Here is a 23,744-nt window from a genome sequence, read left to right as displayed (position 1 = left end):
GGTCATTCCCCGTATCTGGCAGAAGAAAATGCCACGGCTAACTTACTTACGATAAAAATAATCTAATGATTAAACTTTCCAATATCACCAAAGTGTTCCAGCAGGGGAACCGAACCATTCAGGCACTGAACAACGTCAGCCTGCATGTGCCTGCTGGTCAGATTTATGGCGTCATTGGCGCATCGGGTGCGGGTAAAAGTACGCTGATCCGTTGTGTTAACCTGCTTGAGCGCCCAACCCAGGGCAGCGTAGAAGTTGGCGGCCAGGAGCTTACCGCTCTCTCAGAAAAAGAACTCACCAAAGCGCGTCGCCAGATTGGCATGATTTTCCAGCACTTTAACCTGCTGGCATCCCGCACCGTGTTCGGCAACGTTGCCCTGCCGCTTGAGCTGGATAACACGCCGAAAGAAGAAGTTACGCGTCGCGTCACCGAACTGCTCGACCTTGTTGGTCTGGGCGACAAGCATGATAGCTACCCGGCAAATCTGTCCGGTGGGCAAAAACAGCGTGTGGCCATTGCCCGCGCGCTGGCAAGCAATCCTAAGGTGCTGCTGTGCGATGAAGCCACCAGCGCGTTAGACCCGGCCACCACGCGCTCTATTCTGGAACTGTTAAAAGACATTAACCGTCGCCTGGGCCTGACGATTCTCCTTATTACGCATGAAATGGATGTAGTGAAACGCATCTGCGACTGCGTGGCGGTCATCAGCAACGGTGAGCTGATTGAGCAGGACACGGTGAGTGAAGTCTTCTCGCACCCGAAAACGCCGCTGGCTCAGCAGTTCATTCAGTCCACACTGCATCTGGATATTCCGGAAGATTATCTGGAACGTTTAAAAACAGACGCAACGCCTGACAGCGTCCCGATGCTGCGCATGGAGTTCACGGGCCAGTCCGTTGACGCACCGCTGCTGTCCGAAACCGCGCGTCGCTTTAACGTGAATAACAACATTATTAGCGCGCAGATGGACTACGCCGGTGGCGTGAAGTTCGGCATTATGCTGACGGAAATGCACGGCACACAGGAAGAAACCCAGGCGGCAATTGCCTGGCTGCAAGAACATCACGTAAAAGTAGAGGTACTGGGTTATGTCTGAGCCGATGATGTGGCTACTGGTTCGCGGCGTTTGGGAAACGCTGGCAATGACCTTCGTATCGGGCTTCTTTGGTTTTGTGATTGGGCTGCCGGTCGGCGTGCTGCTGTACGTTACGCGCCCGGGTCAAATTATTGAAAACGCGAAGCTGTATCGTACGCTCTCTGCGCTGGTGAACATTTTCCGGTCTATTCCGTTCATTATTCTGCTGGTGTGGATGATTCCGTTTACGCGCGTGATCGTCGGGACGTCGATTGGTTTGCAGGCAGCTATTGTCCCGCTGACCGTAGGCGCGGCACCGTTTATCGCCCGTATGGTGGAAAACGCCCTGCTGGAAATCCCAACCGGCCTGATCGAAGCTTCCCGCGCTATGGGTGCGACGCCAATGCAGATCGTTCGCAAAGTTCTGCTGCCAGAGGCGCTGCCTGGGCTGGTGAACGCAGCAACCATCACGCTTATCACCCTGGTCGGTTATTCCGCAATGGGCGGCGCCGTAGGTGCTGGCGGTTTAGGCCAGATTGGATATCAGTACGGCTATATTGGCTATAACGCTACCGTAATGAATACCGTTCTGGTATTGCTGGTTGTGCTGGTTTACTTAATTCAATTCTCTGGCGATCGTATCGTCCGGGCTGTTACGCATAAATAACGTTACAAACAACACAAACTCGACGAGTTAAGGATATAACATGGCGTTTAAATTTAAGACCTTCGCAGCAGTAGGCGCACTGATTGGCTCGCTGGCACTGGTGGGTTGCGGTCAGGACGAAAAAGATCCAAACCACATCAAAGTAGGCGTTATCGTCGGTGCAGAACAGCAGGTTGCTGAGGCCGCGCAGAAAATCGCTAAAGAGAAATATGGCCTGGACGTTGAACTGGTGACTTTCAACGATTACGTTCTGCCGAACGAAGCGCTGAGCAAAGGCGACATTGACGCTAACGCCTTCCAGCATAAACCGTACCTGGATCAGCAGATCAAAGATCGCGGCTACAAACTGGTTGCTGTCGGTAACACCTTCGTTTACCCGATTGCCGGTTACTCCAAGAAAATTAAATCTCTGGATGAACTCCAGCCGGGTTCACAGGTTGCCGTCCCTAACGACCCAACCAACCTTGGCCGTTCCCTGCTTCTGCTACAGAAAGTGGGCCTGATTAAACTGAAAGAAGGCGTTGGCTTGTTACCGACCGTTCTGGACGTAACCGAAAACCCGAAAAATCTGAAAATTGTTGAGCTGGAAGCACCACAGCTGCCACGTTCTCTGGACGATGCGCAGATCGCCCTGGCCGTGATCAACACCACTTACGCCAGCCAGATCGGCCTGACCCCAGCGAAAGATGGTATCTTCGTTGAAGATAAAGATTCCCCGTACGTCAACCTGATCGTGACTCGCGAAGACAACAAAGACGCGGAGAATGTGAAGAAATTCATACAGGCATATCAGTCTGAAGAAGTGTACCAGGAAGCCAATAAGGTGTTTAACGGCGGCGCGGTTAAAGGCTGGTAATCTCCCGGCAGTGTAATATCATCAAGACGGGCGTTTGCCCGTCTTGTCATTTGTGCGGTCAACTGCTTCAATATCTGACGTTTTGATTATCCACTGAGGAATTATTATGCGTGCTTTACCGATCTGTCTTTTAGCACTGATGCTGAGCGGCTGTTCTATGCTAAGCAGATCTCCTGTTGAACCTGTTCAAAGCACTGCAACCCCGCCAAAAGCGGAGCCAGCAAAACCGAAAGCGCCTCGCGCTGCGCCGGTACGTATTATTACCAAAGCCGACGAGCTGGTCGGTAAGCCATTCCGTGAACTGGGCGAAGTGAGCGGCGAATCCTGCCAGGCAACGAATCAGGACTCCCCACCTAATATTCCGACAGCCCGCAAGCGTATGCAAATCAACGCGTCGAAAATGAAAGCCAACGCGGTGCTGCTGCACAGCTGCGAAGTCACCAGCGGCACACCAGGTTGCTATCGCCAGGCGGTATGTATCGGTTCTGCGCTTAATATTACGGCGAAATGAGTTCATTTCAGTTCGAGCAGATAGGCGTTATTCGCTCCCCTTATAAAGAAAAGTTCGCCGTGCCGCGTCAGCCGGGTCTGGTCATTAACGGCGGCGGCGAGCTTCATCTTGTCGCGCCGTATAATCAGGCCGATGCAGTGCGCGGGCTTGAGGCGTTCAGCCATTTATGGGTGGTCTTTGTATTTCACCAGACCATGGAAGGCGGCTGGCGTCCCACCGTGCGTCCGCCTCGTCTGGGCGGAAATGCCAGAATGGGTGTCTTTGCCACCCGCTCAACCTTTCGTCCCAACCCCATCGGGATGTCGCTGGTCGAGCTGAAAGGCATACGTTGTCAGAAAGATCAGGTGATCCTGGAGTTAGGTAGCCTTGACCTGGTTGATGGCACGCCGGTCATAGATATTAAGCCTTACCTGCCCTTCGCCGAAGCGCTGCCGGATGCCCGGGCAAGCTATGCTCAGGACGCACCGCAGGCAGATATGGCGGTTCACTTCACGTCTGAAATTACAACGCAAATCAGCGAGCTGGAAAAGCGTTATCCTCGCCTGCGTGACTTTATCGTTGAAGTGCTGGCCCAGGACCCCCGTCCCGCCTACCGCAAAGAAGAGGAAGCCGGGAATACGTACGCCGTCTGGCTGCTGGACTTTAACGTGCGCTGGCGCGTGACTGCGGCGGGTTTTGAAGTGTTTGCCCTGGAACCCAGGTAATTTTGTTCTCCTCTCTTTTGGCATCTTTGCCACACTGGTAAACTAAACCACTTTTTTTGTGTCAGGCTGGTGTTTCAGCCTGTTCCAATCGTCGAAATGGAACCGTAACAACATGCGTACTAGCCAATATCTGCTCTCCACTCTGAAGGAGACACCTGCCGACGCCGAGGTGATCAGCCACCAGCTGATGCTGCGCGCCGGGATGATCCGCAAGCTGGCCTCCGGGTTATACACCTGGCTGCCGACCGGCGTGCGCGTCCTGAAAAAAGTCGAAAACATCGTGCGTGAAGAGATGAACAACGCCGGTGCTATCGAGGTGTTAATGCCGGTCGTTCAGCCCTCTGAACTGTGGCAGGAGAGCGGTCGCTGGGAGCAGTACGGTCCTGAACTGCTGCGTATTGCCGATCGTGGCGATCGTCCATTCGTTCTCGGCCCAACGCATGAAGAAGTGATCACCGACCTGATCCGTAACGAGCTGAGCTCTTACAAACAGCTGCCGCTGAACTTCTTCCAGATCCAGACTAAGTTCCGTGACGAAGTGCGTCCACGCTTTGGCGTCATGCGTTCTCGCGAGTTCCTGATGAAAGATGCTTACTCTTTCCATACTTCTCAGGAATCGCTGCAAGAGACCTACGACAAAATGTACGCGGCCTACAGCAAAATCTTCTCCCGCATGGGGCTGGATTTCCGTGCTGTACAGGCTGATACCGGTTCAATCGGCGGTAGCGCCTCCCATGAATTCCAGGTTCTGGCGCAGAGCGGCGAAGACGATGTGATCTTCTCTGACTCCTCTGATTACGCCGCGAACATCGAATTTGCAGAAGCGCTGGCACCGAAAGAACCACGCGGCGCGGCAACGCAAGAGATGACGCTGGTTGATACGCCAAACGCGAAAACTATCGCCGAGCTGGTTGAGCAGTTTACTCTGCCGATCGAAAAAACCGTGAAAACCCTGCTGGTGAAATCGGCTGAAGGTAGCGCTTATCCACTGGTTGCCCTGCTGGTACGAGGCGATCACGAGCTGAACGAAGTGAAAGCCGAGAAGCTGCCGCAGGTTGCCAGCCCGCTGACCTTCGCAACGGAAGCGGAGATCCGCGCCGTGGTGAATGCAGGTCCTGGTTCTCTGGGTCCGGTGAACATGCCTGTTCCGGTGGTCATTGACCGCACCGTTGCGGCGATGAGCGACTTCGCTGCGGGCGCAAACATCGACGGTAAACACTACTTCGGCATCAACTGGGATCGTGACGTGGCGACGCCGGAAGTGGCTGACATCCGTAACGTGGTCGCAGGCGATCCAAGCCCGGACGGCAAGGGTACCCTGATGATCAAACGCGGTATCGAAGTAGGCCACATCTTCCAGCTGGGCGATAAGTACTCGCGCGCAATGAACGCTGCCGTTCAGGGCGAAGATGGCCGTAACCAGGTTCTGACCATGGGCTGCTACGGCATTGGCGTAACGCGCGTTGTTGCTGCCGCTATCGAGCAGAACTATGACGAACGCGGAATCGTCTGGCCGGATAACATCGCGCCGTTCCAGGTGGCGATCCTGCCAATGAACATGCACAAGTCTTACCGCGTGCAGGAGCTGGCTGAGAAACTCTACGCTGAGCTGAGCGCGAAAGGTATCGACGTGCTGATGGATGACCGTAAAGAGCGTCCTGGCGTGATGTTTGCTGACATGGAACTGATCGGTATTCCACACACCATCGTCATTGGCGACCGTAACCTCGACAGCGACGAGATTGAATACAAATACCGTCGCAACGGCGAAAAACAGATGATCAAGACGGGAGATATTCTTGATTACCTGGTGAAAGCCATCAAAGGTTAAGAAACAAAAAACCCCGCCAGTGCGGGGTTTTTTAATGGCTATATCTTATTTGCTTTCGCAGTCTTTCCCCGCAGCAAACTTCGCATCTTTATCTGCCACCAGCGTTTTCACCAGCTCGCCGCTATCCGGGTTTGGCTCCAGCGTAAAATGCCCTTCAACCGTCAGCAACACTGGCTTACTGTCGTTGCCGCGCGCGACGGCATAGTCTCGCTCCAGCTGGGCATTGTTCGCCACGCTGACTTTCTTCCCGGTTGCACAGTCAGTGAAGATCGCCGCATCCGCCATGTAGAAATACATCCCTCGCATCGCCATTGGGGTGGCTGGCAGGGTCGCTTTCACCGGGGCCAACGTGTAGTTGAACTGGGATTCAATCGGATTGCCTTCGCGATCGAGCATCTCCATCCCCTCGCCTTTGGCGCGGAAGAAGGTTTTATCGCCCGTGGTATCCGTCAATACCAGCTTCTCAGCCGTACGCGCCCATGTTCCGTAAGATGCAAAAGAAGACGGTTCTTTCGCCCCCTGGTAACGCTGGTTCATGACCCAGGTGCCATCTTTTTGCAGGAACAGAGAGGTTTCGATGCCCTCGCAATCTGCACACGGTAATACGCCGCGCCAGCTTTGCTGCATCGGCTTTAATTCTTCATTTTGCGTTGGCTGTAGTACCTGCGTTTCTGAACGGTTATTACAGCCAAAAAGCGCGAACAGGCTTGTCACGGCCAGCGCTGATAATAATGCTTTTTTCACAATACTTTCCTTATGAAAAAGGGTATCCCTTTCGTCACATTATGGGTGACTGACTTTGCCACGCAGTGATTTTACGGTGGATTTCTGCGCCTTCGATGACAACCGACGTTCTTTCGATGCCCGCGTTGGACGTGTTGCCCGGCGACTTTTCTGTACAGCCGTCCGCTCTTTAATGACCGCGACCAGCCGGGCTATTGCCGCTTCCCGGTTAAGCTCCTGGCTGCGATACTCCTGCGCTTTAATCACCATCACACCCTCGCTGGTGATCAGGTGATGGCTGGCGGCAAGCAGGCTTTCTTTATAATACTCTGGCAGGCTGGAGGCCCGAATGTCAAAGCGCAAATGGATAGCCGTTGAGGCCTTGTTAACGTGCTGTCCCCCTGCTCCCTGGGCCCGGATGGCGGTGATCTCCAGCTCGTTATCAGGGATGCTGACGTTTCGGGACAATACAATCATGATGCGGGCTGCCAGGCTGTGAGATGAATTTCCAGATTATTCTGAGAATCGGAAAGCCAGATGGCGCCGTCCTGAATCGTCGCCTGTAGCGCCATCGTCCGGCTGGCGAACGCACTCAGCTGCGCCAGCTGTTCATCATCCAGATACCAGACGGTAAGATTTTTGAACTGCGCACATTTATTTTTATTTTGTTGCCACCAGATCTCCGCCGCTCGCTGGTTGTAGGCAAACAACGCCACTTCAGCAGACTGGGTGCAGGCCTTTTTGATCCGGCGTTCATCCGGCAGGCCAAGCTCAATCCATAAATCGATACCCAGATGATCGTTGCGCAGCCAGGCTTCCGGTTCATCTTCCGCGCTTAAACCACGGGTAAATTGCAGACGCTCGTCGGCATACTTAATCCACGCCAGCAGGCGCAGCATCATGCGCTCCTGGGTTTCAGAAGGGTGACGCGCCAGCGTCAATGACGCATCCAGAAACTGGTTACGGTCAAGATCCGCCACATTGACCACAGCTTTATAAATTGTCGCTTTCAGCGCCATGAGAGAACTCCTTTCGAATCAGGCGTACATTGTAGCGAAAACCGCGGCAAAAGGCTGTTACGAGGTGGTGTCTCCCTCTTATCAAGGCGCTGATAATGCTTAAATGAGTATGGTATAGTCACCTTGCTAAACCGAGTTTAACTTCGTAGGCTTAATGATATCTCACAGTAAGTCAGTACGCTGGCAGGAGGTGATGTGAATAATTATTGTGAGTTGATTCGCAGACGGTATGCGGAGATCGCCAGCGGAGATCTGGGGTACATTCCGGATGCGTTGGGCTGTGTATTGAACGTGCTAAATGAAGTGGCCTCTGATGAGAGCCTTTCTGAATCGGTTAGGGAAAAAGCAGCGTATGCTGCGGCGAATTTACTGGTGAGCGATTATGTCGATGAATGATACCTATCAACCCATCAATTGTGATGACTATGACAACCTCGAACTCGCCTGCCAGCATCATTTAATACTGACGCTGGAGTTAAAAGATGGCGAAGTGCTAAAGGCAAAGGCCAGCGATCTGGTTTCCCGTAAAAATGTGGAATACCTGGTTGTGGAAGATGCAGGTGCAACGCGTGAGCTACGCCTCGACAAAATTGCCAGTTTCAGCCATCCGGAAATCGGCACCGTTGTGGTGAGCGAATCCTGATAACCAACGGGCAGCCAGGCTGCCCGTTACGCTTTCCATTCAAAATTAACACCCGCTTCAGCCCACCCCTCTTCAGTGATGAACACCTCTGCCGCCGCGATGAGCGTGTCGCCGTAAAACAGAAGCGGCGTGGTATCACGTCGCCAGGGCGGAACGTTCTGTTCCTGCCAGATTTTCTTCAGCTTACGCCCGCCGTTACGACCGACGATATGCAGCATGCCGCTGGTCCTGAAGCGTATGGTAACGTTCTCGTCCGGCTCAGGTAGACGCACATTGCCCGAATGGCTTAACGCAACGACACCGGCATTCATCGGTAGCGTTAATGCTTTTTCCGGCGACGGCCAGTCGAGCACAACGTCAGCCAGCGACGGCACAGATTTCACCCACCAGAGTTGCCCTTTATAGCGCCTGACGTCATAACCATTCAGGTGTATACACGGGGCGGCATCTTCCCTCGCCTGTGCAACTTCCTCCCAGATACGGTTGAGCATCGCCCGGGACGGCATAACCGCACGGTGGTAAGCCAGCCAGCGACGAATCAGAGCAGCCCGACGCAGAGGGCTCATCACTTTCAATGGCGCAATGTTCAGGGCACCGTCAGCGGTAATCAGCGTATCCAGCTCCTCGCTCAGCAACTCATCCAGCAAGCTTTCCTGTTCAGCACACAGCATGGCGCTTCTGGCCACCGCTTCGGAAAAATGGGCCCAGCGCTCACTCAGCAGCGGTAAGACGCGCAGGCGCAGGAAGTTACGGTCGTAGCTGTCGTCCTGATTGCTCTCGTCTTCAATCCAGCACAGATGATGCTGCTGCGCCCAGGCTTCCAGTGATGCGCGCGTCTCACCCAGTAGTGGGCGGATGAGCTCTGTTTCAGCAAAATCAGCGCGCTCAGGCATGGCAGATAACCCCGCAGGCCCGCTGCCCCTCTTGAGCGCCAGTAAAAACGTCTCGCACTGGTCGTCCAGATGCTGCGCGGTGACCAACGCTTCCCCTTGCTGTAATGCGCCGGAAAACGCGGCGTAGCGGGCTTTCCGCGCCTGCGCCTCAATACCCAGCCCCTCATCCTCAAGCGTGACGCGTTCAACGATCAGCGGGATTGCCCACCCTGAGCACACCGCTTCGCAGTGCGCCACCCAGTCGTCGGCATGGGGGCTTAAGCCGTGATGGATATGCATCGCCCGCAGCTGGACGTCAGGCTCACGGTCGCGCCAGAGCTTAAGGCGGTGCAGCAAAACGGTGGAATCCAGGCCACCGCTGAACCCCACCAGCAGCTGGCGATAGGGTGAAACGGCGTGCGCGATAGCGGGTAAGGTCATAGGAAATTACACATAAAAAATGCCCGAACTGAACGGGCATTATCACACATGACGGCGATTACTGCTGGTAAAGCTCCAGCGGCAGCCCGTCCGGATCGTTGAAAAAAGTGAAACGTTTATCGGTAAAGGGATCGACACGAATCGCTTCGCAGGCCACGCCGTGGGCTTCCAGATGTTTTACCGCGCTGTCCAGGTCATCGACGCTGAAGGCCAGGTGGCGCAGGCCGCAGGCTTCCGGGCGTGAAGGACGCGCTGGCGGGAAAGGAAAAGAGAACAGTTCAATCACATATTGTCCGTTTAACGCCAGATCGCCTTTCCAGGAGTCGCGCTCCTCACGGTAAGCCTCGCTCAACAGCGTAAAGCCGAGAACGTCGCAGTAGAATGCCTTACTTTTCGCGTAATCGGTGGCAATGATCGCAATATGATGAACCGCTTTTAAACCCAGCATAGTTTCTCCTTTTTATGATGCTCTGAACGTTACAACCGACAACCCGCCCCTGGCAAGCAGACCCTTTTATTTTAGGACTCTCACCCAGTACACGCCGTTATCATCGCGTTTCGCGCCATGAATGTCCGTTTCAAAGCCCGGATAGTGGCGCCCTACCGAACAGAGCATCAGCAGGAAATCGAGCACCGCCCGGCTCTCCTCGGTGATCATTTCACCCGGCATCAGCAGCGGCACGCCCGGCGGATAAGGCAGGATCATGTTGGCCGATACCCGCCCGACCAGGTTCTCCAGCTCAACGGTTTCAACCTCCCCTTTCACCTGGCGCTGCCACGCCCTGTGCGGCGTCAGCTTCATTTCAGGCAGAACATCAAATGCCTGCAACATCAGGCGCGGCAGATCGTGCTGGCGGATCAGCCTGTGGATCCCCTGGGCCAGATCCTGAATACGCATATTGCGATAGAAGTCAGGATCTTCCGCGTAGAGATCCGGCAGCATATTCTTCACCCGCAGGTTCAGATCATATGCACGCTTAAACTCCATCAGTCCGCGCAACAGCCCCATCGCGCGGGTTTTATCGATCCCGATGCTGAACAGGAACAGCAAATTATAGGGGCCGGTTTTCTCCACCACCACGCCGCGCTCATCAAGGAACTTCGCCACCAGCGCAGCCGGGATCCCTTCCTCACCCATCACGCCCTGCTCATCCATGCCCGGCGTCAGGATCGTCACCTTAACCGGATCGAGGAACATGTGGTCCGCATCGGCATCCCGAAAACCGTGCCAGCTCCCCCCCGGCGCGACGGGCCAGCATTCTGCCTCATCAATCTCTTCCGGCTGCCAGATATCAAAGAACCAGCCGTCCGCTTCATCTTTAAGCCGCTGAACCTCTTTTCGGAAATGCAGCGCCCGTTCCACCGAACGATTGATCAGGCGTTTACCCGGATTACCGCGCAGCATCGCCGCCGCCGTTTCGATGGACGCCACCAGCGGGTAGCTCGGCGACGTGGTCGTGTGCATCATAAAGGCTTCGTTGAAGGTGTCCTCGTCGTACTCGCCCTTGATGTGAATGAGAGACGCCTGGGAAAACGCGGCCAGCATTTTGTGCGTCGACTGCGTTTCGAAGAACACCTTCCCCGGCACCCGCTCGCCGCTCATCCCACTTTTACCCGAGTAAATCGGGTGGAAATTGGTGTAAGGCACCCACGCGGAGTCAAAGTGGATCGACGGTACGTCGAGCGTCTGCTTGATCCAGTTCGTGTTGTAAAGCAGCCCGTCATAGGTGGAGTTGGTGATCACCGCGTGCACAGGCCAGCTTGCCTCGGGGATCGCTGCGATCTTATTTTCAATGGCTTCATGCGCGAATTCACGGCGAGGAATGCCGCCGAGAATACCCAGCGCATTACGCGTAGGCGACAGCCAGAGCGGCACCACGTCGCTCATCATCAGCAAATGCGCCAGTGATTTATGGCAGTTGCGGTCAATCAGCAGCGTACTGCCGGCAGGCGCGGCGTACATCCCGACGATTTTGTTCGAGGTTGAGGTACCGTTGGTCACCATGTAGCTTTGCTCGGCGCCAAAGGTCCGGGCGATGTACTCTTCGGCTTCCAGATGCGGGCCGGTATGATCCAGCAGAGAGCCTAACTCGGTGACCGAAATCGACACATCCGCCTTCAGCGTGTTACCGCCGAAGAAATCGTAGAACAGACATCCCACCGGGCTTTTTTGATAGGCTGTTCCCGCCATGTGGCCTGGCGTACAGAAGGTGTACTTCCCTTCATTCACATAGGTGAACAGCGCGCGCGTGAACGGCGGTGTGATGTTATCGAGGTATTCACCGGTGTACTGCTGAATGCGGGTCGCAATGTCCTCGGCAACGCCGAGTGAGTATTCGAAGAACCATAGTGCCATACGCATATCATGCGCGCTCACGTCCATGGTCGAGTGAGTGTTGATAAACGCGTACAGCGGAAGATATTCGTTGAGCTTATTGATATCGCTGCACAACTCCATGTCGTATTCGTCCCAGTCGAATATCACGCTACAGATGCGCGGATTGTGTTCGATAAATTTCAGCAGGTCGGCGCTGTTTTGCGGCCAGATCAGCTGGTATCCGCGTGCTTTGAGGGCTTGCTCCAGCTCCTTGATGGGTTCGTCTTTATAAAAGACGCCGTGTGGCCCCATGATGGCAATGATGTTCATGGTTTACCTCCTTGAAAAACATCAGATAAGTATAGTTAAGGTAAACGGCAGGTATAAAAAAAGCCGCAACAATGTGCGGCTTTTAGGATAATTGTGAGGCTTACGCGTAACCGTAGGTCATCAGACGCTGATAACGACGGTTGAGCAGATCTTCTGTGCTCAGCACGTCCAGGTCCGCCAGATCTGCCAGCAGCTGCGCTTTCAGGGAAGCAGCCATCACTTCCGGCTTACGATGCGCGCCACCCAGCGGTTCAGGGATAACGGTGTCGATCAGCTTCAGCTCTTTCAGACGTGGGGCAATGATGCCCATCGCTTCAGCAGCCAGCGGCGCTTTATCGGCACTTTTCCACAGAATGGAGGCACAGCCTTCCGGAGAGATAACGGAATAGGTACTGTACTGTAGCATATTCACTTTATCGCCCACGCCAATTGCCAGCGCACCGCCGGACCCACCTTCACCGATAACGGTACAGATGACCGGCACTTTCAGGCGAGACATCTCACGCAGGTTGCGTGCGATGGCTTCAGACTGACCGCGCTCTTCAGCGCCAACACCCGGGTAAGCACCCGGCGTGTCGATGAAGGTGATGATAGGCATATTGAAACGCTCAGCCATCTCCATCAGACGCAGGGCCTTACGGTAGCCTTCTGGCGCTGGCATACCGAAGTTACGACGGATTTTCTCTTTGGTTTCACGGCCTTTCTGATGACCAATAATCATCACCGGACGTCCATCCAGACGCGCGATACCGCCGACGATAGCTTTATCGTCAGCGTATGCGCGGTCGCCTGCCAGTTCGTCAAATTCGTCAAACGCCAGGCGGACATAATCCAGGGTGTACGGACGCTGTGGATGACGCGCCAGCTGGGCGATCTGCCATGCGCCGAGATCGGCAAAGATTTTGCGCGTCAGTTCTACGCTTTTTTCGCGCAGACGATGCACTTCTTCGTCGATGTTAATATCCAGTTTTTCATCCTGACGGCTCACGGCTGTCAGAGAATCGATTTTCGCTTCCAGCTCTGCAATCGGCTGTTCGAAATCAAGGAAATTCAGACTCATAGTATTCCTGTATTAGTCAAACTCCAGTTCCACCTGCTCCGAACCAATGAGGCCACGGAGATCGTTCAGTAAACGATCGCTCGGAGAGACACGCCACGTTGCACCAAAGCGCAACCGCGCACGTGCATCCGCCCTCTGATAGTAGAGATGTACTGGAATGGTCCCCGAGCGGTGGGGTTCCAGAGACTGACGGAGTCGGTTTAAAAGCTGGTCATCAATTTGCCTGTCCGTCAGCGAGATAGCAAGCCCGCGAGCATATTTTTCCCGGGCTTCGTCAATGTCCATCACTTCGCGGGCGGTCATTTTAAGCCCCCCGCTGAAGTCATCAAAGCTGACCTGTCCGCTGACGATAAGTATGCGGTCTTTTTCCAGCAATTGCTGGTATTTATCCAGCGCGTCGGTGAACAACATCACCTCCAGACGCCCGGAACGGTCATCCAGGGTACAGATGCCGATACGATTGCCGCGCTTGGTGACCATTACCCTTGCAGCAATCACGAGCCCCGCAGCCGTGGTGATTTTACCACGTTCTGTCGGATGCATGTCTTTAAGCCTGTGGCCGCCGACATAGCGCTCAATTTCTTTCAGATACTGGTTGATCGGGTGCCCCGTCAGGTACAGGCCTAACGTTTCCCGCTCCCCATCCAGCACCACCTGTTCTGGCCAGGGCTGGCAGTTGGAATAAGACTGCTCAATCTGCTCTGGCTCTTCCGCCAGCACGCCGAACATATCTGCCTGGCCAATGGCTTCCGCTTTCGCGTGCTGATCGGCTGCTTTCAGCGCATCGCCGAGCGAGTTCATCAGCGCGGCGCGGTGTGGCCCCAGCCGGTCAAACGCGCCGGACATGATCAGTTTTTCCAGCACCCGGCGGTTCAGTTTTTTGGTATCGGTGCGGGCGCACAGATCGAACAGCTCGCGGAAATAGCCGCCGTTGTTACGCGCTTCGATGATCGCCTCGATCGGCCCCTCACCTACGCCCTTGATCGCGCCGATCCCATAGACGATTTCCCCGTCATCGTTAACGTGGAAATGGTACAGGCCAGAGTTAATATCCGGCGGCAGGATCTTCAGCCCCATGCGCCAGCACTCGTCCACCAGGCCAACCACCTTCTCGGTGTTGTCCATATCGGCGGTCATTACCGCCGCCATAAACTCAGCGGGATAGTGAGCCTTCAGCCACAGCGTTTGATACGAAACCAAAGCATAGGCGGCGGAGTGGGATTTGTTAAATCCGTACCCGGCGAATTTCTCCACCAGGTCGAAGATTTTCATCGCCAGTTCGCCATCGACGCCGTTTTTCTTCGCCCCATCCTCAAAGATGGAACGCTGCTTGGCCATCTCTTCCGGCTTTTTCTTACCCATCGCACGACGCAGCATGTCTGCGCCGCCAAGGGTATAACCAGAAAGCACCTGGGCGATCTGCATGACCTGTTCCTGATACAGGATGATGCCATAGGTTGGCTCCAGTACCGGTTTCAGGCTTTCATGCTGCCACTGCACGTCCGGGTAGGAAATCTCTTCGCGCCCGTGTTTACGGTCGATAAAGTTATCTACCATCCCCGACTGCAACGGCCCCGGACGGAACAGGGCCACCAGCGCGATCATATCTTCGAAGCAGTCTGGTTGCAGACGCTTAATCAAATCTTTCATGCCGCGGGATTCAAGCTGGAAGACGGCTGTCGTCTCCGAGCGTTGCAGCATGTCGAAACTTTTCTTGTCATCAAGCGGGATAGCCGCGATATCCAGCGGCGGTTCGCCGTTCTTCTCGCGACGGGCGTTGATCATCTCCAGCGCCCAGTTGATGATGGTCAGCGTACGCAGGCCGAGGAAGTCGAACTTCACCAGCCCGGCGTATTCTACGTCGTTCTTGTCGAACTGGGTGACCGGATGCTGGCCCGCTTCGTCGCAGTACAGCGGCGCAAAGTCGGTGATTTTGGTCGGGGCGATAACCACCCCCCCCGCATGCTTACCGGCGTTACGCGTGACGCCTTCCAGCTTGCGCGCCATGTCGATCAGCGCTTTGACCTCTTCGTCGGCTTCGTAGATTTCCGGCAGCTGAGGTTCAGCTTCAAAGGCTTTCGCCAGAGTCATGCCCGGATCGGGCGGCACCAGCTTAGAGATACGATCGACAAAACCGTACGGGTGGCCCAGAACGCGGCCCACGTCGCGGATAACCGCTTTCGCGGCCATCGTACCAAAGGTAATGATCTGCGAAACCGCATCACGACCGTACATATCGGCCACGTGCTCAATCACCTGGTCGCGTTTTTCCATGCAGAAGTCGACGTCAAAGTCGGGCATGGAGACACGTTCCGGGTTGAGGAAACGTTCGAACAGCAGGTCAAATTCCAGCGGATCGAGATCGGTGATTTTCAGAGCATACGCCACCAGCGAGCCGGCACCAGAACCACGGCCCGGACCTACCGGCACGCCGTTATCTTTCGACCACTGGATGAACTCCATCACGATCAGGAAGTAGCCTGGGAACCCCATCTGGTTGATCACCTGGAGTTCAATATCCAGGCGCTCGTCATATTCAGGACGTTTCTCTTTACGGACCGCTTCATCCGGGAAGAGGAATTCCAGACGCTCTTCCAGACCCTCTTTCGATTTCATGACCAGGAAATCTTCGGTGGTCATGTCTCCCGTCGGGAACTGCGGCAGGAAGTATTCGCCGAGACGCACGGTGACGTTACAGCGCTTGGCAATCTCTACGCTGTTTTCCAGCGCTTCCGGGATGTCCGAGAAGAGCTCACACATCTCCTCTTCGCTGCGCATGTACTGCTGCGATGAGTAGTTGCGCGGGCGTTTTGGATCGTCGAGGGTGAAACCGTCGTGGATAGCGACGCGAATTTCATGCGCGTCAAAATCACCCGCCTCAAGGAAGCGCACATCGTTGGTGGCCACCACAGGCAGGCCACGCGCTTCCGCCAGGGCGACGGCCGCATGCAGGTAGCTCTCTTCATCCGCACGCCCGGTACGGATCAGCTCCAGGTAATAACGATCCGGGAAATACTCTTCGTAGAACGAGACGCACTGATCCACCAGCGCGTTATTACCGCGTAGCAGACATTTGCCGACATCCCCCATACGGCCACCGGAGATCAGCAGCAAACCTTCGTTCAGCTCCGCCAGCCAGTCGCGGTCAATCCATGGACCCAGTGCGCCGTAACCGCGTTGGTAGGCTTTTGAGATCAGCAGAGTGAGGTTCTGATAACCCGTGTTATTCATGGCTAACACGGAAATTTGCGTCATCTCATCGCCGAGCAGGTCGCTCTGCACATGAAAATCCGCGCCGACGATGGGCTTTAATCCTGCGCCATGCGCCGTTCCGTAGAACTTCACCAGGCCACACAGGTTGGTAAAATCGGTGATCGCCAGCGCAGGCATGCCAAGCGAGGCCGCCTTTTTTACCAGCGGCCCGGTCTTTGCCAGCCCATCGATCATGGAGTAGTCGCTATGCACCCGCAGGTGTACGAAACGTGGTTCAGCCATCTTCAGATCCCGCGTTACTTAATTGCTTGCGTCTTGATTCAGGACACCAGTCCCAGCGCGCGTTTCACCGGGCCAAAGCTGCGCCGATGATGTTCAGTTGCGCCATGTTCAGCCAGCTTTTCCAGATGGAAAGCCGTTGGATATCCCTTGTGCTGGGCGAAACCATACGCGGGATAAGTGAGGTCCAGCGCGGCCATTTCGGCATCGCGCGTCACTTTGGCAATGATTGACGCCGCACTGATTTCTGCGACGCGGCTATCGCCTTTAACAACAGCCATGGAAGGCATCGGCAGCGCCGGGCAACGGTTACCGTCGATCAGCACATACTCAGGCACAATCTTCAGGCCAGCGACGGCACGCTGCATCGCCAGCATGGTGGCGTGCAGAATGTTCAGATCGTCGATCTCATCCGGCTCTGCGCGCCCGAGACTCCAGGCCAGCGCCTTTTCTTTAATTTCATCGAACAGCGCCAGGCGACGCTTTTCACTCAGTTTTTTCGAGTCGTTCAGGCCAACGATCGGGCGGGCTGGATCGAGGATCACCGCCGCGGTCACAACGGCACCCACTAACGGGCCACGACCGACTTCATCCACACCGGCAACGAGGTGGGTATGGGGATAAATAAATTCCATCATTGTGCTAACTCCAGCACCGCATCGGCCGCCTGCTCATCAGCATTACAGCGGATCAGTTGATGCAGTTCACGGAAGGTATCATGCATCTGGTGGCTGGTTTTACCGTTGGCCAGCAGCGGCAGTAATGCATCAGCCAGCGCCTGCGGCTGGCATTCATCCTGCAAGAGCTCTTTCACCAGCTCGCGACCCGCAAGCAGGTTTGGCAGGGATACGTAATCTGTTTTTACCAGACGTTTTGCCAGCCAGAAGGTAAACGGCTTCATGCGATAACCGACCACCATTGGGCATTTTGCCAGCATACACTCCAGCGCAGCCGTGCCGGAAGCCAGTAGTGCGGCATCGCTCGCAAACATGGCTTGCCGCCCTTTCCCGTCCAGCAGGCGGACGTGAAGATCCGGGGCGACGTCAGCTTTGATACGCTCAAACTGCTCGCGGCGTTTGGCATTCACCAGCGGCACGACCACTTCAAGATCGGGGTAAGTCTTGCGAAGAATTTGCGCCGTTTTCAGGAAATCGGCACTGAGCATTTCAACTTCCGCACCCCGGCTCCCTGGCAGCAGCGCCAGACAGTGCACATCATGCGGGATGCCCAGTTCGTCACGCGCCGCGTTTTTATCCGGATCCAGCGGCATGGCATCCGCCATGGTATGACCGATAAAACGGCACGGGACATTAAATCTGTCGTAAAACGCTTTTTCGAAAGGCAGAAAAGCCAGCACCAGATTAGTGGATCGTCCGATTTTGAAAACGCGTTTCTGTCGCCACGCCCACACGGACGGACTGACGTAATGGATAGTTTTGATCCCCTGCTTTTTCAGGTTCCCTTCAAGGGTAATATTGAAATCAGGCGCATCAATGCCGACAAAAACATCGGGCTTGAGGTCGGTAAAGCGGCGGGTAAGGTCGGCGCGAATATGCAGCAGGCGACGCAAGCGCCCCAGCACCTCGACGATGCCCATCACAGCCAGCTCTTCCATTTCATACCAGGCTTCACAGCCTTCGGCCTGCATCAGCGGCCCAGCCACGCCCACAAAGCGAGCATTGGGTACACGGGCTTTAAGCGCGCGGATAAGACCTGCACCAAGAATATCGCCGGAGGTTTCTCCGGCGACCAGGGCGATGGTAAGCGGACGACTGTCGACCATTAACGAATCAGACCACGGGTTGAACGTTCAAAGAATTCCATGAACGTTTTCACTTCAGGGTGCTTATTCGCCAGCTCGGCAATTTCCGGCTTAGCCTCTTCCAGCGTTTTACCGCTACGGTACAGCAGTTTGTACGCGTTGCGGATGGCAGTAATCGCTTCGCGACTAAAACCACGACGCTTGAGACCTTCGATGTTCACGCCAAACGGCGTGGCATGGTTGCCCTGCGCAATCACAAACGGTGGGACGTCCTGCGCCACACCGGAGCATCCGCCGACCATCACGTGTGCACCAATGATGCAGAACTGATGGACTGCGGTCATGCCGCCAATAATGGCGAAATCATCAACCGATACGTGTCCCGCCAGCGTTGCGTTGTTGGCGAGAATACAGCGGCTACCCACGGTACAGTCGTGCGCAATATGCGCATTAACCATAAACAGGTTGTCGCTGCCCACCTTCGTCAATCCACCGCCTTGCGTTGTACCACGATGAATGGTGACGCTTTCGCGAATGCGGTTACGATCGCCGATTTCCACGCGGGTCGGTTCGCCAGCATACTTGAGATCCTGGTTAACTTCGCCGATGGAGGCGAACTGATAGATCTCATTGTTGCAGCCAATGGTGGTATGACCATTCACGACAACGTGAGATTTCAGTACTGTACCCTCACCAATTTCGACATGGGGTCCAACAATACAAAACGGGCCAATGTGGACGTTGGCACCAATGATGGCACCCGTTTCCACAATGGCGGTAGGATGAATAAAGGCGGATTTATCAATCACGTATCAGGCCTCCCGGCTACGCGCACACATCATTGTCGCTTCGCAAACAACTTTGCCGTCAACCATAGCTACGCCTTTGAAGCGAGTCAGGCCGCGACGCGTTTTTTCAAAAGTGACTTCCATGATCATTTGATCACCAGGCACGACCGGACGCTTGAAGCGCGCTTCATCGATACCCGCGAAGTAATAGAGTTCACCCGGTTCCAGTTTACCTACGCTTTTAAACGCCAGAATACCGGTAGCCTGTGCCATCGCTTCCAGGATCAATACACCCGGGAAGATAGGCTTACCAGGGAAGTGCCCCTGGAAGAACGGCTCGTTAACGGAGACATTTTTCACTGCGCGCAGAAAACGACCTTCTTCAAAATCCAGCACACGGTCTACCAGTAAAAACGGATAGCGGTGCGGCAGAAGTTCTAAAATCTCTTCAATATGCAGAGTATGAGTGTCAGTAGTCAAAATACTCTTCCTGTCAAATGTACTAAGTAGCAATAATAACACGGCCTGCCGGTTTATAAACAAAGCCGACAGGCCGGGAAATTTAGCGTTAAACGGATGAACGCTTAGTCTTGTTGATCGATTTTGCGCTCAATCGCTTTGAGTCGCTTGCTCATATCATCAATATTCATCACCAGTGCAGCTGTTTTACGCCAGACCTTGTTCGGTTGCAGCGGAATACCTGAGGAATAAACGCCAGGCTCAGTGATTGGACGCATCACCATACCCATCCCCGTCACCGTGACTTTGTCGCATATTTCCATATGGCCATTGATCACGCTGGCACCGCCAATCATGCAGTAACGGCCAATTTTCAGGCTGCCTGCCATGATAACACCACCCGCAACTGCGGTATTGTCGCCAATCACAACGTTATGTGCAATCTGGCACTGGTTGTCTATGATAACACCGTTACCAATAATGGTGTCGTCAAGCGCACCGCGGTCGATAGTTGTGCAAGCGCCGATCTCCACACGATCGCCGATAATCACGCGACCCAGCTGAGGGATCTTAACCCAGTTACCCCGATCGTTGGCGTAACCAAATCCGTCAGAACCAATCACCGTGCTGGACTGAACGAGACAATTCTCGCCAATCTCAACCTCATGGTAGACAGAGACATTGGCCCACAGACGAGTCCCTGCGCCAATTTTCGTATTTTTTCCAACAAAGCAGCCAGGGCCAATCACCACGTTATCAGCCAAAACAACGCCGGATTCGATAACGGCGTTTGCGCCGACTGATACGTTGTTACCCAGCTGAGCCGTCGGATCAATCGCAGCACTGGCTGCAATGTTCTGTGCCGGCTGCGGCGTGGTATCAAGAATTTGGGCCATGCGCGCATAGGTCAGGTAGGGATTTTTCACTACCAGTGCAGCGCTAGTGGCAAACGGAAGATCGTCCTGCGTCAGCACAACGGCAGACGCCTGGCACTGGGCCAGGTGTTCACGGTACTTAGGGCTTACCATGAAGGTAATAGTGCCTGCTTTAGCAGATTGCATGGACGCAACAGCGGTGATGACGATATCGCCATCACCGTGTAATTCTGCATCCAACTGCTGAGCTAAATCAGCCAGTCGAATTGAAGGCATTACTTATTTAACCTGTTTCAGAACATCAGCGGTGATGTCTTTAACATCGCTGCTGTTGAATGCAACGGCGTTCGCATCAACAACCAGATCGATGCTCTGATCGGCTGCTACTGCTTTAACGGCAGACTGAATACGCGTCACCAGTTTGCCACGCTCTTCGTTAGAACGACGCTGACGATCCTGCTCGAAAGCCTGTGCTTTCTGAGAGAAGGTCTGGCGCTGAGACATGACGTCTTTTTCCAGTTTGCTGCGCTCGCTCGCTTTCATGGTAGAACCATCACGCTGAAGACGCTGCATCTTGGACTGAAGATCACCTTCCATACGTTGCAGTTCGCTCGCACGGCCTTTGAATTCGTTTTCCAGCGTTGCAGAAACACCGGTTTTCTGTGCAACCTGCTGGAACAAATTACCCATGTTGACGATTGCAATTTTATCCGCTGCCTGAGCAGAAGTTGCCATCGCTAAACCGAGACCTGCAGCTAATAACCACTTTTTCACAATTAACTCCTTACCATCCCATTGGCACCCGAGGGGTACCGTTCTTTGCGTGGCAAGGCGACCGTGTTACCGATCGCCGGTTGTCAGCGCTACACTGCCAACGCATTCCATTGCAGCGGATTATTACCAGGTTTTACCAATGTTAAACTGGAACTGCTCCGCTTTGTCTCCATCGTATTTCTTAAACGGCTGGGCGTAAGAGAAGACCAACGGCCCCAGCGGTGACATCCATTGTAATGCGATACCTGCGGACATGCGAATGTTGCTCGGATCGCTGTAGTCCGGAACCCCCGCCGCACGCATCTGGGCGGTGTTCTCCCAGTTGGTGTCCCACACCGTACCTGCATCCATAAAGAAGGAGGTACGCACGGAGTTCGCATACTTATCACTGATAAACGGCGTAGGCGTGATGAACTCGAGGCTCGCCACGGCCATAGCGTTACCACCTACTGCGTCATCAGAGCTACATACTTGCTTAGGATCACGGCTTGCGCAGTTATCTTCGTCATTACCGCCGTAATAAACCGCTTTCGGACCAATGTTATTGGACTGGAAGCCACGCACGGTGCTTGAACCACCGGCGTAGAAGTTTTCATAGAACGGCAGTTCTTTGCTTCCAATACCGTCACCATAACCCCAACGGGTACGACCCAGAACAACCCACTTGTGATCTTCATCAATTGGGAAGTAGGACGCCGTATCCAGCGTGACCTTGTAGAACTCGTTATCCGAGCCCGGGATAGTCACTTTACCGTTCAGGTTGACGCGTGAACCTTCCGTCGGGAAGTAGCCACGGTCAAGACGGTTGTAGGTCCAACCGTAGTTGAAGGTGAAGTCATCCGCGGCGAAACCGTTGTCATCGCTGGACGTACTCGCCGACTGACCGATGGAGTCCAGGTAACGCCACATCGCCACCTGCGGTTGCATGTTGGACAGGTCGTTATGCACGTACCCTAAACCTGCGCGCAAGGTGTTGTATTCGTTAACCGGGAAGCCAAGCGTACCATCCAGACCGTAACTCTTGTTGGTATACGAGGAGAGGTCCGCGTCGTCCGCTTTAAAGTCGTTATAGAAGATACGACCGCCCAGGCTTACACCGTCAACGGTGAAGTATGGGTTGGTAATGGAAAACTCAGAGTAGGTCTGGTAGTCGTTTTTCGTCCCGTTGATACCGACAGAGTAGCCCGTACCCAGCCAGTTATCCTGCTGAACACCGACCTGGAAGCTCACGCCACTTTCAGTACCGTAACCAATACCGAAGTTGAAGCTACCGGTATTACGTTCTTTAACTTTATAAACAACATCAACCTGATCCGGACGACCTGGTACACGCTGAGTATCGGTATCGACCGTTTCGAAGTAGCCCAGACGGTTCAGACGCTCTTTACCCTGATCTACCAGATCGCTTCCCAGCCATGCCCCTTCCATCTGGCGCATTTCACGGCGCAGAACGGAGTCTTTAGAGGTATCGTTACCTTCGAAGCGGATCTTACGCACGTAGAAGCGGTTGCCCGCATCAACGTTAACGTGCAGCTTAACGGTTTTATCCGTGTCGTTAATTTCCGGCTGCGTTTGCACACGCGGATACGCATAACCATAACGGCCGAGCAGCTTCTTAATGCTGTCTTCCATTTTGGTGACTTTAGATCCGCTGTACAGATCGCCCGGCTGAATTTTGGTCAGAGATTCAATTTCAGCTGAATGTCCTGCCAGATTGCCGCTGACTTCAACACCCGAAAGCGTGTACTTATCGCCTTCTGTGATGTTAACGGTAATGTAGATACCTTTCTTGTCCGGAGTCAGACTCACCTGAGTTGAATCGATGTTGAAACGGGCGTAACCGCGATCCAGATAGTAGCTGCGCAGGGTTTCAAGGTCACCCGCCAGTTTCTGTTTCTGGTATTTACGATCGCCTACCACGTTCCACCACGGCACTTCGTCACGCAGCTGGAAGTTGGAGATCAGTTCGTCGGTGCTGAACGCGTGGTTACCCACGATGTTGATCTGCTGGATCTTCGCAGAAACACCTTCCTGGAAGACCAGTTTCAGGTCAACACGGTTACGTGGCAGCGGTGTAACAACCGCTTTAACGCTCGCGCTGTATTTACCGACGCTGTAGTAGAAATCTTCCAGACCTTTTTCAATGTCTGCAAGGGTTGTGCGGTCCAGAGATTCCCCCACACGAACACCCGATGCCTCAAGGTTCTGCTTGAGCATGTCGTCTTTCACCGATTTGTTACCGGAGAAAGTGATGCTGGCAATCGTTGGACGTTCTTTTACCTGAACCACCAGCGTATCACCATCGCGCAGGACGCGGACGTCCTCAAAGTTGCCAGTGGCAAACAGAGCACGGATGGTGTTACTGATATCTTCATCATTAACCGTATCGCCGGGGCGCACAGGCATACTGAGGAGGGCCGCACCAACGGCGACACGCTGAAGGCCTTCGAAATGAATATCTTTCACTACGAACCCGTCAGCACCGTATACGGTCGCGCTGCTAAACAGCAGCGACGCTATGAGCAACTTTTTCATCGCCATCGT

Annotated in this window: 23 protein-coding genes; 8 read left to right on the top strand and 15 right to left on the bottom strand. The window is 54.4% G+C overall.

Features of this window, described 5'->3' with window-relative positions; genetic code table 11:
• The first annotated feature begins 65 nt into the window (after positions 1–65).
• The 6 genes from metN (at position 66) to proS (ending at position 5,645) form a co-directional block, all read left to right on the top strand.
• Entirely contained in the window at positions 66–1,097 is a 1,032-nt protein-coding gene (gene metN, locus SK50_RS06660) for a methionine ABC transporter ATP-binding protein MetN (RefSeq protein WP_006810022.1), read from the top strand.
• Positions 1,090–1,743, top strand: a complete 654-nt coding sequence (locus SK50_RS06655) for a methionine ABC transporter permease MetI (RefSeq protein ID WP_003856130.1) — start codon at positions 1,090–1,092, stop codon at positions 1,741–1,743. The genes metN and SK50_RS06655 overlap by 8 nt, the downstream gene beginning before the upstream one ends.
• A 40-nt stretch (positions 1,744–1,783) precedes the next feature.
• Entirely contained in the window at positions 1,784–2,599 is an 816-nt protein-coding gene (gene metQ, locus SK50_RS06650) for a methionine ABC transporter substrate-binding lipoprotein MetQ (RefSeq protein ID WP_003856132.1), read from the top strand.
• A gap of 106 nt (positions 2,600–2,705) precedes the next feature.
• On the top strand, positions 2,706–3,110 hold the full coding sequence (rcsF, locus tag SK50_RS06645; protein ID WP_003856133.1) for an Rcs stress response system protein RcsF: 405 nt from the start codon (positions 2,706–2,708) through the stop codon (positions 3,108–3,110).
• Positions 3,107–3,814 carry a tRNA (N6-threonylcarbamoyladenosine(37)-N6)-methyltransferase TrmO gene (gene tsaA / locus SK50_RS06640; protein WP_017694476.1) on the top strand — a complete coding sequence of 236 codons (708 nt, stop codon included), beginning with the start codon at positions 3,107–3,109 and terminating at the stop codon, positions 3,812–3,814. The genes rcsF and tsaA overlap by 4 nt, the downstream gene beginning before the upstream one ends.
• A 112-nt stretch (positions 3,815–3,926) precedes the next feature.
• A complete protein-coding gene (gene proS / locus SK50_RS06635; protein ID WP_003856138.1) occupies positions 3,927–5,645 on the top strand; it encodes a proline--tRNA ligase in 1,719 nt (572 codons plus the stop codon).
• Between the two features lie 45 nt (positions 5,646–5,690).
• Here the strand turns inward: proS and nlpE are convergent, their stop codons facing one another.
• From nlpE to SK50_RS06620, 3 genes are read right to left on the bottom strand one after another with little or no spacing between them, the layout of a single operon-like run.
• Entirely contained in the window at positions 5,691–6,389 is a 699-nt protein-coding gene (nlpE, locus tag SK50_RS06630) for an envelope stress response activation lipoprotein NlpE (RefSeq protein WP_017383734.1), read from the bottom strand.
• Positions 6,390–6,428: 39 nt separating this feature from the next.
• Positions 6,429–6,845, bottom strand: coding sequence for an alternative ribosome rescue aminoacyl-tRNA hydrolase ArfB (arfB, locus tag SK50_RS06625; RefSeq protein ID WP_048229213.1), 417 nt, complete (start codon positions 6,843–6,845; stop codon positions 6,429–6,431).
• On the bottom strand, positions 6,842–7,387 hold the full coding sequence (locus SK50_RS06620; RefSeq protein ID WP_003856144.1) for a YaeQ family protein: 546 nt from the start codon (positions 7,385–7,387) through the stop codon (positions 6,842–6,844). The genes arfB and SK50_RS06620 overlap by 4 nt, the downstream gene beginning before the upstream one ends.
• Before the next feature lie 195 nt (positions 7,388–7,582).
• Between SK50_RS06620 and SK50_RS06615 the strand changes: the two genes are divergently transcribed.
• Entirely contained in the window at positions 7,583–7,783 is a 201-nt protein-coding gene (locus tag SK50_RS06615; protein ID WP_003856146.1) for a YaeP family protein, read from the top strand.
• Positions 7,770–8,030, top strand: a complete 261-nt coding sequence (gene rof, locus SK50_RS06610; RefSeq protein ID WP_003856148.1) for a Rho-binding antiterminator — start codon at positions 7,770–7,772, stop codon at positions 8,028–8,030. Before SK50_RS06615 ends, rof begins: the two co-directional genes overlap by 14 nt.
• A gap of 26 nt (positions 8,031–8,056) precedes the next feature.
• Here the strand turns inward: rof and tilS are convergent, their stop codons facing one another.
• The 12 genes from tilS to bamA all read right to left on the bottom strand — a co-directional run bounded on the left by tilS (position 8,057) and on the right by bamA (position 23,741).
• Positions 8,057–9,343, bottom strand: coding sequence for a tRNA lysidine(34) synthetase TilS (gene tilS / locus SK50_RS06605; RefSeq protein ID WP_017383736.1), 1,287 nt, complete (start codon positions 9,341–9,343; stop codon positions 8,057–8,059).
• Positions 9,344–9,401: 58 nt separating this feature from the next.
• A complete protein-coding gene (locus SK50_RS06600) occupies positions 9,402–9,791 on the bottom strand; it encodes a VOC family protein (protein WP_003856151.1) in 390 nt (129 codons plus the stop codon).
• 66 nt (positions 9,792–9,857) lie between these two features.
• Positions 9,858–11,990, bottom strand: coding sequence for a lysine decarboxylase LdcC (locus SK50_RS06595; RefSeq protein WP_048229211.1), 2,133 nt, complete (start codon positions 11,988–11,990; stop codon positions 9,858–9,860).
• Between the two features lie 100 nt (positions 11,991–12,090).
• Positions 12,091–13,050, bottom strand: a complete 960-nt coding sequence (gene accA, locus SK50_RS06590) for an acetyl-CoA carboxylase carboxyl transferase subunit alpha (protein WP_003856154.1) — start codon at positions 13,048–13,050, stop codon at positions 12,091–12,093.
• Between the two features lie 12 nt (positions 13,051–13,062).
• The gene (gene dnaE / locus SK50_RS06585; protein ID WP_017694479.1) at positions 13,063–16,545 is read right to left on the bottom strand and encodes a DNA polymerase III subunit alpha; all 3,483 of its coding nucleotides are present in this window, start codon (positions 16,543–16,545) and stop codon (positions 13,063–13,065) included.
• A gap of 38 nt (positions 16,546–16,583) precedes the next feature.
• Positions 16,584–17,180 carry a ribonuclease HII gene (gene rnhB / locus SK50_RS06580; protein WP_015572727.1) on the bottom strand — a complete coding sequence of 199 codons (597 nt, stop codon included), beginning with the start codon at positions 17,178–17,180 and terminating at the stop codon, positions 16,584–16,586.
• Positions 17,177–18,325 (bottom strand): lipid-A-disaccharide synthase, encoded by a 1,149-nt coding sequence (gene lpxB, locus SK50_RS06575; RefSeq protein WP_003856161.1) that lies wholly within the window; start codon positions 18,323–18,325, stop codon positions 17,177–17,179. The genes rnhB and lpxB overlap by 4 nt, the downstream gene beginning before the upstream one ends.
• On the bottom strand, positions 18,325–19,113 hold the full coding sequence (lpxA, locus tag SK50_RS06570; protein WP_003856164.1) for an acyl-ACP--UDP-N-acetylglucosamine O-acyltransferase: 789 nt from the start codon (positions 19,111–19,113) through the stop codon (positions 18,325–18,327). Before lpxA ends, lpxB begins: the two co-directional genes overlap by 1 nt.
• 3 nt (positions 19,114–19,116) lie before the next feature.
• Positions 19,117–19,572, bottom strand: a complete 456-nt coding sequence (gene fabZ / locus SK50_RS06565) for a 3-hydroxyacyl-ACP dehydratase FabZ (RefSeq protein ID WP_003856165.1) — start codon at positions 19,570–19,572, stop codon at positions 19,117–19,119.
• A 104-nt stretch (positions 19,573–19,676) separates the two neighbouring features.
• Positions 19,677–20,702, bottom strand: a complete 1,026-nt coding sequence (gene lpxD, locus SK50_RS06560; RefSeq protein WP_045344483.1) for a UDP-3-O-(3-hydroxymyristoyl)glucosamine N-acyltransferase — start codon at positions 20,700–20,702, stop codon at positions 19,677–19,679.
• Between the two features lie 3 nt (positions 20,703–20,705).
• A complete protein-coding gene (gene skp, locus SK50_RS06555; RefSeq protein WP_006810039.1) occupies positions 20,706–21,200 on the bottom strand; it encodes a molecular chaperone Skp in 495 nt (164 codons plus the stop codon).
• A 123-nt stretch (positions 21,201–21,323) separates the two neighbouring features.
• Complete coding sequence (gene bamA / locus SK50_RS06550; RefSeq protein ID WP_045344482.1) at positions 21,324–23,741, bottom strand: outer membrane protein assembly factor BamA; 2,418 nt, start codon at positions 23,739–23,741, stop codon at positions 21,324–21,326.
• Between the last annotated feature and the right edge of the window lie 3 nt (positions 23,742–23,744).

This window comes from Enterobacter sp. BWH64, assembly GCF_001037645.1.
GTDB lineage: Bacteria > Pseudomonadota > Gammaproteobacteria > Enterobacterales > Enterobacteriaceae > Enterobacter > Enterobacter hormaechei_C.
Note: the sequence above shows the minus strand (reverse complement) of the source record. Positions and strands in the feature narration are given on the sequence as shown.